Source organism: Streptomyces sp. NPDC054770, assembly GCF_053611985.1.
This window is the reverse complement of the sequence record NZ_JBSHBL010000055.1, coordinates 62,407-71,909: the sequence shown is the minus strand read 5'-3', so window position 1 is coordinate 71,909 and position 9,503 is coordinate 62,407. Positions and strand designations below refer to the sequence as shown.

Below are 9,503 nucleotides of genomic sequence, written 5' to 3'. Positions count from 1 at the left end.
TCCCCGGGGGGGTTGCTTTTGGGGGTGGGGGGGGTGGGGGGGGGGGGTGGGTGGGGGGGTACAATCCCATGCACCCGGGCGCGCTGGCCCGGGCCGGGCGGCGGCGCCGGGATGCTGATGCCCTGGTAGCCGCGGCGCTCGCCGTGCACGTCGTGGTCGTTGGAGAGCTTCTCGCCGGCCCGGGCGAAGGCGAGCAGCTCGCGGTTGCCGGCGGCCACCCAGTGGCCGCCGTAGGTGTCGGACCAGGCCAGCGGGCAGCCGGTGTGGAACTCCTGGGTCTTCTCCTCGAAGTGATGCCGGTACTCGGGGGCGTGCCGGTCGAAGTGGACCCGGGGCTGTTTGCGGGCCTCGTCGCCCGTGTCGTCCGGTGCGGTCGTCATGGAGTCGCTTCCTCTCGGTCCGCCGGGTGCGGCTCAGAACACGCTGATGGCGCGTTCGGGGCAGGAGCGGACGGCCTCGACCACCGCGTCCTCCTGGTCTGCGGGGACGTCCTCGGTGACCGGTGAGGAATGCCCGTCGATCTCGCTCAGTTCGAAGACCTTCGGCGCCCGCATGGCGCACAAGGTGTGGCCCTGGCACCGTTCGGGGTCGACGCGTACCTTCATGTGTCTCACCTCCGGGTTCATTTCACGTCGGCCATCGACTTGCCGACGCTCGCGAGGGTGGCCGGCTTGCCGTAGTCGGCCTTGTACTTGTAGGTGGGGGCGTCGCAGCGGTAGGTACCGGTGGTGGGCTTGAAGTCCGCGAGCTGCCAGCCCTTCGCGGTGGCCTCGACGATCGTGTAGCACTTCGAGGGGAGGTCCGACCTGCTCAGGTCGGCCGGTGCCTGGAGTCCGCCGCCGGTCCAGGCGGTCTGCTTGACCGCGTTGTCGTACACGCAGGTGCGGGTCAGCTCGGCGCAGTCCCGGGCGGAGGCGGCGAACAGCAGCCAGGCGGAGAAGGCACGCAGCACCGGGTAGGTGACCTGCTTGCCCGGCGCGTACTTCTTGAAGAGGTCGAGAACCTGCTGGGTGGCCGGGTTGTCGGCGGCGCTCTCCAGCGGTGCGGTGGCGAAGAGTTCGGCGTAGTTGTGCTGCTTGGCCAGGGCGGGGCCGGCGAGTTGCAGGAAGGCGGGACCGTAGGCGTTGCTGTTGGCGTCGATCCAGTCGGGCGTGTAGCCGATGTCGGTGAGCGCCTGCTCCAGCTTGGCGAGGCTCGCGAAGTCCCCGAGGAAGACGAGGCCCTTGACGCCCTTGTTCTTGATGGACTGGGCGTACGGGGTCCAGTCGGAGACGCCTGCCGCCGGGTAGAGGTCGTTGTAGGAGACCTTCCCGCCGAGGCCGCCGACGGCCTCCTTGAACTGGGCGGACATCACCTTGGTGACCGGGGAGTCGCCGGAGATGATGCCGACCTGCTGCGCGGAGTCGGGGTACTTGTCCTTCAGCAGCCAGGTGTAGTAGCCCGCGTACTGGAAGTAGCCGGGGGCGGCGCCGCCGGAGAGGACCTGGAGGTCGGAGCCGATGGCGCCGATCTGGCTGGACTGGGTGGGGAAGGCGGGCAGCAGACACTTCAGGCGGTCCTGCACCCCGAGGGCGTCCAGCGCGGAGCCGCCGCCGACCAGTGCGAAATCGGACGTGCAGGCCTTCAGGACCGCTTGGCGGACCTGGGTGAGCGCGCTGTCCCGGGTGACGGCGACGATCTTGCGGCCGTTGATGCCGCCCGCGGCGTTGCACCAGGAGGTGAACACCTTGGCGGCGTCGGGGAACTCGGAGTTCTTGGTGTAGCCGATGTCGGACATCACGCCGACCTGGATGCTCGTGCCGGTGACGCCCTGGACGGACGAGGACTTGGCGGTGCCGGGGCCGCAGACGTTCTTCAAGGTGCCGAAGTCGGCCGATGCGGTGGACGCGCCCGCGGCGGGCGTCGCCGTCCCGGCGGCGGACTGCGTGCCGTCGTCGGATCTGGTCGAGCAGCCGGCCAGCAGCACCGCGGTCACGGTGACCGCGCCGATCAGCAGCCTGCGCATGGTGCCTCCTCGAAGGGCTCGGACGACGTCGTCCGAGGGAGGTGCGGTGGTGCGGGGTCAGGTGACCGCGCCGCTCGCCTTCAGGGCGAGGATGCGGTCCCAGTCGTAGCCGAGCTCGGCGAGGATCTCCTCGGTCTGCGCGGCGAACTCCGGTGCGGGGCCGAGGCGTGTGTCCTCGACGTCGAACTGGACGGGACTGGCGACGAGTTCGAGGTCACCGGCCCGCCCGAGGTAGCCGTTGGCGCGGGCCTGGGGGTCGGCGGCGGCCTGGAGGGTGTCCTGGACGGGGGCCCAGGGCCCGTCCAGGGCGGCGAACCGCTCGGACCATTCGGCGAGGGTGCCGCCCGCGATGATCTCCCGGAGGATCTTCACCGCCTCTTCGGTGTGCTCGGCGATGGCCTCGCCGGTCGCGAACCGGGGGTCCTCGGTGAGGTCCGGCCGGCCCAGGCACTGGCAGACGCTCGGCCAGAACCTGACGGGCTGGAGCATGACGAAGGAGATGTAGCGGTCGTCGGCCGTCCGGTAGAGCCCCGAGAGCGGGTTGCGGGGCGAACCATGGGCACTGGGGCGTACGCCTTCCCAGGCCCGCTCCAGGTGCAGGGAGAGGCCGATGGCGTGGCCCAGCGCCCACAGGCCGCTGCCGAGCAGGGAGACGTCCACCACCGCCGCTTCCCCGGTGCGCTCGCGGCGTAGCAGGGCGGCGGCGATACCGCCGGCCAGGTTGGTACCGGAGATGGTGTCGCCGTAGGCCGGTCCGGGCGGGCTGATCAGGCCCTCGGTGCCGGGCGGGGTGATGCTGGCGGCGGTGCCGGCGCGGGCCCAGAAGGCGGTCATGTCGTAGCCGCCCCTGTCCGCCTCGGGGCCGCGCGGCCCGAGGGCGCTCCCCCGGGCGTACACGACACGGGGGTTGACGGCACGGATGTCGTCGACGTCGATGCCGAGCCGGGCCCGGGAGGCGGGCATGAAGCTGGTGAGGAACACGTCGGCGTCCTCGGCCAGTTCGTACAGCACCTCGCGGCCCTCGGGCCGGGCGATGTCGAGGCCGATGGACCGCTTGCCGCGGTTGGCGTGCGCGACGTTGGGGTTGGGGTCGCCGTCGACCCGGAAGGTGCCGGTCTGGCGCAGTCCGCGCTGCGGATCGCCGTTCACGGCGTGCTCGACCTTGACGACGTCCGCGCCCCAGTCGGCGAGCACGGCCCCGGCCGAGGGCACGAAGCCGTACATCGCGACTTCGAGGACCCGGATGCCCTCCAGAGGCCTCATACCTGCTCCAGGGGCACGATGACCCGGGCGAAGGACTTCTCCTCCAGGAACTCCTCGAATCCGGAGCGCCCGCTCTCCCGGCCGACGCCGGACTGCTTGTAGCCGCCGAAGGGCACGTCGGGGGCGAAGTAGTTGCCGCCGTTGATGGAGAAGGTGCCGGTGCGGATGCGGCGGGCGACGCGGATCGCGCGCTCGTCGTCGGCGCTGTGCACGGCGCCGGACAGGCCGTAGCGGGAGTTGTTGGCGATCCGGACCGCGTCCTCCTCGTCCTCGAAGGGGATCACGGCGAGGACGGGGCCGAAGACCTCCTCCTGGGCGATCTCGCTGTCCGGGTCGACGTTCGCCAGGAGGGTGGGTTCGTAGAAGTAGCCCGGCTCGATCCGGTTGCCGCCCCGGACGAGGGTCGCGCCCGCCTCGACGGCCCGCCGCACCATGCCGTCGACCTTGTCGCGCTGCTGCTCGCTGATCAGCGGGCCCATGGTGGTCTTGGGGTCGGTCGGGTCGCCGACGGTGACGCGTGCCATGCCGGCGGCGACCAACTGCACGATCCTGTCGTGGTGTTCGCGTGGTACGAGCAGCCGGGAGGTGAGGGCGCAGCCCTGGCCGGAGTGGGAGCAGATGGTGAATGCGGCGAACATGCCCGCCTTCACGAAGTCGGCGTCCTCCAGGATGATCATGGCTGACTTGCCGCCGAGTTCGAGGAAGACCCGCTTCACGGAGTCCGCGGCGGCGGCCATGATCCGGCGTCCGGTGGTGGTGGCGCCGGTGAAGGTGACCACGTCGACGTCGGGATGGGTGGTGAGCAGCTCGCCGACCTCGGGGCGGGCGGAGCTGAGCACGTTGATGACGCCGGGCGGTATGTCGGTGTGTTCGGCGATGAGTTCACCGAGCGCGAGGGTGGTGAGCGGGGTCTGCGGGGCGCCCTTGAGGACGACGGTGCAGCCCGCGGCGAGGGCGGGGGAGATCTTGGCGAGGGCGAGCTGGTTGGGGTAGTTGTACGGCAGGATCGCGGCGACGACACCGGCCGCCTCCTTCTCCACCCAGCGGTGGTGGCGCTGGCCGCGCGACTCGATCTCGCCGAGGTCCTCGGTGAACTCGTAGTTCTCCAGCAGGTCCGCGTAGAAATTCACGATGCCGATGGGCTCGTCGAGTTGGGGGCCGTGGGTGAGCTGGCGGGGGGCGCCGACCTCGGCGATGGTCAGTTCGCGCAGTTCCTCGCGGTGCTCGTCGAGCGCCCGGTGGAGCTGGCGCAGGCAGCGCAGCCGCAGGTCCCGGTCCGTGGACCAGTCGGTGGTGTCGAAGGCGCGGCGGGCGGCGGCGACCGCCGCCTCGGCGTTGGCCGTGGTGGCATCGGGGGCGTGGCCGAGCAGCTCACCCGTGGCGGGGTTGTAGGTGGGGAACGTGGTGTCGGCGGTGAGGAGCTTGCCGTCGATCAGCTGGGACCTGCCGGCGGGCGCGCTCACAGCCGCACCAGCGATCCGCCGTCCACGGCGAGCACCTGGCCGGTGACCCAGGACGCGTCGTCGGAGAGCAGGAACACCAGCGCGCCCGCCTGGTCCGCGGGGGTCCCCATCCGTTTGAGGGGGAAGGACTGCACCATGGCCGTGCGGTGCGCTTCCGGGATGATGCTGCGGGTGGCCTCGGTGTCCGTCGGCCCTGGCGCGATGGCGTTGACCCGGATGCCGCGCGGGCCGAGTTCGGAGGCCAGCGAGACGGTGAGGTGGTTGATGCCGGCCTTGGCGAGCCCGTAGAAGCCGGTGGCCTGCCAGGCCGCGGTGGACGACTGGTTGACGATCGCCGCGCCCTCCTTCAGGTGCGGCAGCACGGCGCGGGTGACGTGCAGCGCGCCGAGCAGGTTCACCTTGAGGAACCGGTCCAGGTAGTCGTAGTCGACGGTGACGACGCCCTCGCGGCGCATCCCGTGGAAGATCGCCGCGTTGTTGACGAGGTGGTCGATCCTGCCGTACTCGGCGATCACGGTGGCGGCGAGCTGCTCGGCGGAGGCGGGGTCGGCGACGTCGACCGCGACGAAGAGCGCGTCGCCGATGTCCTTGGCGACGCGCCTGCCCTGCTCCTCGTTGAGGTCCGCCACCACGACCCGCGCGCCCTCGGCGGCCAGCGCCCGGGCGTATCCCTCACCGATGCCCTGGCCGGCCCCGGTGACGATCACCACCTTGTTCTTCAACCGCATCGCAGCCTCCATGCTCGGTTGGCATGGAAACTACATTCTCATTTTCGGCTAATCAAGGATTCGAACACGAGAATCTGATGCTCTTGCACTTCCCGCCGCAACCGCCAGGAGAATAAGATTCTCGCCGACGAAAGGGGAGTTTCCATGATCGATTCGAAGGCCGTGAGCCCGTCGCTCGGCGTGGAGTTCACGGGCGTCACGGACCCGCTCGACGACACCTTCGTTCATCGCTGCGTCGAGGCGCTCAAATGGCGGGGCGTGCTCGTCGTGCGCGGGCTGCACCTCGACGACGAGCAGCAGCTGGCGTTCAGCCGCAGGCTCGGCGAGGTGGTCGCGCTGCGCGGCCAGGAGATCTTCCCCATCTCGATCAATCCGGCGAAGAGCGCGAGCGCCAAGTACCTCAAGGGCGCGTTCTTCTGGCACCTCGACGGCACCAGTGACGACGTGCCCGTCAAGGCGACCACGCTCACCGCCCGGCACGTGGCCACGGTCGGCGGCGGCACGGACTTCGCCAGCACCTACGCCGCGTGCGAGAACCTGCCGGTCAAGGACCGCGAACGCTACGAGAGCCTGCGGGTGGTGCACACCTTCGAGGCGGCGCAGCGGCTGGTGACCCCGGACCCCACCCCGGAGGAACTGGCCGGCTGGCGCACCCAGCCCGCCCACGAGATGTCCCTGGTGTGGCGGCGCCGGGACGGCCGCCGCTCCCTCGTCGCCGGCGCCACCGCCGACCACGTCGTCGGCATGGACCCCGAGGAGAGCCGCGCCCTCCTGGACGACCTGCTCGACTGGACCACCCAGGACCGGTTCCGCTACACCCACGACTGGGAGGTCGGCGACCTGGTCGTGTGGGACAACACCGGGATCCTGCACCGGGCGCTGCCCTACGACGAGAGCTCCGAGCGGCTGCTGCACCGGACCACCGTCGTCGGCGACGAGGCGTTCGCATGAGCGGGGCGGCGGAAGCGGCCCGCACGGCGGTCGTCACCGGCGGCGCCTCCGGCATCGGTCAGGCCATCGTCCGCCGTCTCACCGCCGACGGACTGAAGGTCGCCGTCTTCGACCTGGCCCCCGGCACCGGCGACTGCGCGTTCACCGTCGACGTCACCGACCGGGCGCAGGTCGACAAGGCGATGGACGCGGTGCGCGAGCGTCTCGGCCCGGTCTCGGTGCTGGTCAACGCGGCCGGCCGGGACGGCTTCACCCGCTTCGCCGAGCTCTCCTTCGCCGACTGGCAGCGCGTCGTGGACGTCAACCTCAACGGGGTGTTCCACTGCGTCCAGTCGGCGCTGCCGGACATGTGGGAGGGCCGCTGGGGCCGGATCGTGAACATCTCCTCGTCCAGCGCGCACTCCGGGCAGCCGTTCATGGCGCATTACGTCGCCGCCAAATCCGCGGTGAACGGACTGACCAAGTCCCTGGCACTGGAGCTGGGCCCGCGCGGCATCACCGTCAACGCGATCCCGCCCGGTTTCATCGACACCCCGATGCTGCGCACGGCCGAGCGCAACCAGCGCCTCGGCGGCACCGTCGAGGAACACATCGCGCGCACCCCCGTACGCCGGGTCGGCCGGCCCGAGGACATCGCCGCGACCTGCTCCTTCCTGGTCAGCGAGGAGGCCGGCTACATCACCGGCCAGATCATCGGCGTGAACGGGGGCCGCAACACATGACGAGGCTGTCGCCGATACCGTACGAGGAATGGGACGCCGAGGCCCTGCGCCCGCTCACGGGCGGCCGCACCGTCCCGCCGTCCAACGCCCTCGGCCTCCTGCTGAACCATCCGCGCCTGGCCAAGGCGTTCCTGACCTTCAGCACCCAACTGGTCTACCGCGGCACGCTGCCGGACAGGATGCGCGAACTGACGGTCCTCCGGGTCGCCTGGCGCAACCGCTGCCGGTACGAATGGGCCCACCACGTCCTGCTGGCCCGGGAGGCCGGCATCACGGACGAGGAGGTGGAAGAGGTGCGCCGGGGCGCGGACACCCTGGTGAACAGGGCGGTGGACGAACTCGACACCACCTCCTCCCTCTCCGACGCGCTCTACGCGGAACTGGCGAAGGAACTGGACGAACGGCAGCTGATGGAGTTCGTGTTCGTCGTCGGCGCGTACCGCCTGCAGGCCATGGCGTACAACACCTTCGATGTGGAGCCCGATGCGGGCATGGACGACGGCGGGATGGCCGGGGAAGGGTGAGCACGCAGCGTCCCCCGCACCCGGACCGGCCCCTCCGGGTCGTCCAGTGGGCCACCGGAAACATCGGTACGCGCTCACTGCGTGCCGTTCTGGACCATCCGCGCATGACGCTGGCCGGAGTGTTCGTCAGCGGTCCGGACAAGGCCGGGCGCGACGCCGGCGAACTCTGCGGGACCGGCCCGACGGGAGTCGTCGCCACCGCCGACCCCGACGAGATACTCCGGCTGCGCGCCGACTGCGTGCTCTACATGCCCCGGGCGACCGACCACGACGACCTGTGCGCCCTGCTGGCGTCCGGCGCGAACGTGGTGACCACGACGGGCGGATTCCACCACCCGGCCGGCCTGGATCCCGCCCTGCGGAGCAGAGTCCAGGAGGCCTGCGGCCGGGGCGGCACGTCGCTGCACGCCACCGGCAGCAGTCCGGGCTTCATCACCGAGGCGGTACCGCTCGTCCTGGCCTCCGTGCAGCGACGCCTCGAGAAGCTGACCATCCACGAGTACGCCGATCTGTCCCGGCGGAACTCACCGGGCCTGCTCTTCGACGTGATGGGCTTCGGCGCGGCACCGGACGGTGCGTTCGACGAAGGCCGCCTGGCGCACGTCAGGTCGGGTTTCGGGCCCTCCCTGCGGCTGGTGGCCGACGCCCTGGGCCTGCCCCTCGAATCCGTCGAGGCCCGGGGCCGGATCGCCACCGCCACCCGCACGACCGCCATCGCAGCCGGAGTCCTGCGGGCGGGGACGGTGGCCGCGCAGCGCATCACGCTCTCCGGTCGCCACGCCGGACGTACGCTGCTGGAGTTCAACGCGACCTGGTACTGCACCACAAACCTCGACGAGGCCTGGGACCTCCGTCCCACCGGCTGGCACCTGAAGGTCGACGGCGACACGCCCCTGGACGTCGACATGCGGTTCCCGGTACCGCTGGAGCGGCTGGCCGCCGTCTCCCCCGGCTACACCGCACACCGGGCGGTCAACGCCGTGCCCGCCGTGTGCGCGGCCGCCCCCGGCATCCGTACGACGGCGGACCTCCCCCTGTTCACCGCGGACCTCAGCCCTGCTTCAGGCGGTCCTTCATCTCGTCCAGCCGGGTCAGGATCGGATAGCCGCCCACGCTGAGGGCGTTGCCGTGCCCGGTCTGGTGGATGTCGAAGACGGACTGGAGGGCGGCGTAGAAGCCCTGTACGTCGAGGGTCTGGTTCACCGCGCGCTTGGCCTGGCGCAGGCCGAAGGGCGGCATCCGGGCGATCCGTCGCGCCAACTCGTCCGTCTCGGTGGCGAGTTCGGTCAGGGGAACGACCCTGTTGACCATGCCGACCTGTTCGGCCTCGTGCGCGGTCAGGGGGCGACCGGTGAAGAGGATCTCCTTGGCCTTGCGGGGTCCCAGCTCCCAGGTGTGGCCGTGGTACTCGACCCCGCCGATGCCCATGTGGACCACCGGATCGGAGAACTCCGCGTTCTCGGCGGCCACGATCAGGTCGCACGGCCAGCACAGCATCAGCCCGGCCGCGATGCACTTGCCCTGGACTGCCGCGATGGTGGGCTTCGGGATGTTGCGCCACTTCAGCGAGTATTCGAGATAGCGACGGGTCTCGGCTTCGTAGATCCACTCAAGGGTGATCTCGCCGGGTCCGGGCCAGCGGTCCTTGAGGTCGTGGCCTGCGGAGAAGTGCCGGCCGTTCGCCCTGAGCACGACCACCCGTACCTCCTCGTCCCTGGCCGCGCGGGTCCAGGCGGCGTCGAGGTCGTCGAGGAGGGCCATGGTCTGGGCGTTGGCGGCCTCGGGCCGGTTGAGGGTGATCGTCGCGATGCCGTCCTCGGCGTCGTACAGGATCTGGTCCATGGCGG

The 9,503-nt window shown here is 70.7% G+C and carries 10 protein-coding genes and 1 pseudogene; 4 read left to right on the top strand and 7 right to left on the bottom strand.

Annotated elements, in window-relative coordinates:
• The 6 genes and pseudogenes from ACWGKQ_RS36245 to ACWGKQ_RS36220 form a co-directional block, all read right to left on the bottom strand.
• Positions 1-380 (bottom strand): annotated as a pseudogene (locus tag ACWGKQ_RS36245) (hypothetical protein); the annotation flags it as partial.
• 33 nt (positions 381-413) lie between these two features.
• Complete coding sequence (locus ACWGKQ_RS36240) at positions 414-605, bottom strand: ferredoxin (RefSeq protein ID WP_089104827.1); 192 nt, start codon at positions 603-605, stop codon at positions 414-416.
• 17 nt (positions 606-622) lie between these two features.
• On the bottom strand, positions 623-2,005 hold the full coding sequence (locus ACWGKQ_RS36235; protein ID WP_453296281.1) for an ABC transporter substrate-binding protein: 1,383 nt from the start codon (positions 2,003-2,005) through the stop codon (positions 623-625).
• 57 nt (positions 2,006-2,062) lie between these two features.
• The gene (locus tag ACWGKQ_RS36230) at positions 2,063-3,268 is read right to left on the bottom strand and encodes a CaiB/BaiF CoA transferase family protein (RefSeq protein ID WP_453296280.1); all 1,206 of its coding nucleotides are present in this window, start codon (positions 3,266-3,268) and stop codon (positions 2,063-2,065) included.
• Entirely contained in the window at positions 3,265-4,731 is a 1,467-nt protein-coding gene (locus tag ACWGKQ_RS36225) for an aldehyde dehydrogenase family protein (RefSeq protein WP_453296279.1), read from the bottom strand. The genes ACWGKQ_RS36230 and ACWGKQ_RS36225 overlap by 4 nt, the downstream gene beginning before the upstream one ends.
• On the bottom strand, positions 4,728-5,459 hold the full coding sequence (locus ACWGKQ_RS36220) for an SDR family oxidoreductase (RefSeq protein WP_453296278.1): 732 nt from the start codon (positions 5,457-5,459) through the stop codon (positions 4,728-4,730). The genes ACWGKQ_RS36225 and ACWGKQ_RS36220 overlap by 4 nt, the downstream gene beginning before the upstream one ends.
• A 144-nt stretch (positions 5,460-5,603) precedes the next feature.
• Here ACWGKQ_RS36220 and ACWGKQ_RS36215 point away from each other — a divergent pair, with 144 nt between their 5' ends.
• From ACWGKQ_RS36215 to ACWGKQ_RS36200, 4 genes are read left to right on the top strand one after another with little or no spacing between them, the layout of a single operon-like run.
• Complete coding sequence (locus tag ACWGKQ_RS36215; protein WP_453296277.1) at positions 5,604-6,410, top strand: TauD/TfdA dioxygenase family protein; 807 nt, start codon at positions 5,604-5,606, stop codon at positions 6,408-6,410.
• Complete coding sequence (locus ACWGKQ_RS36210) at positions 6,407-7,132, top strand: SDR family oxidoreductase (RefSeq protein WP_453296276.1); 726 nt, start codon at positions 6,407-6,409, stop codon at positions 7,130-7,132. The genes ACWGKQ_RS36215 and ACWGKQ_RS36210 overlap by 4 nt, the downstream gene beginning before the upstream one ends.
• Positions 7,129-7,656 carry a carboxymuconolactone decarboxylase family protein gene (locus ACWGKQ_RS36205; protein ID WP_453296275.1) on the top strand — a complete coding sequence of 176 codons (528 nt, stop codon included), beginning with the start codon at positions 7,129-7,131 and terminating at the stop codon, positions 7,654-7,656. Before ACWGKQ_RS36210 ends, ACWGKQ_RS36205 begins: the two co-directional genes overlap by 4 nt.
• Positions 7,653-8,774 carry an NAD(P)H-dependent amine dehydrogenase family protein gene (locus tag ACWGKQ_RS36200; RefSeq protein WP_453296274.1) on the top strand — a complete coding sequence of 374 codons (1,122 nt, stop codon included), beginning with the start codon at positions 7,653-7,655 and terminating at the stop codon, positions 8,772-8,774. The genes ACWGKQ_RS36205 and ACWGKQ_RS36200 overlap by 4 nt, the downstream gene beginning before the upstream one ends.
• Here ACWGKQ_RS36200 and ACWGKQ_RS36195 read toward each other — a convergent pair.
• A complete protein-coding gene (locus ACWGKQ_RS36195; RefSeq protein ID WP_453296273.1) occupies positions 8,707-9,498 on the bottom strand; it encodes an enoyl-CoA hydratase in 792 nt (263 codons plus the stop codon). The two genes, ACWGKQ_RS36200 and ACWGKQ_RS36195, sit on opposite strands and share 68 nt — an antisense overlap.
• Positions 9,499-9,503: the final 5 nt, after the last annotated feature.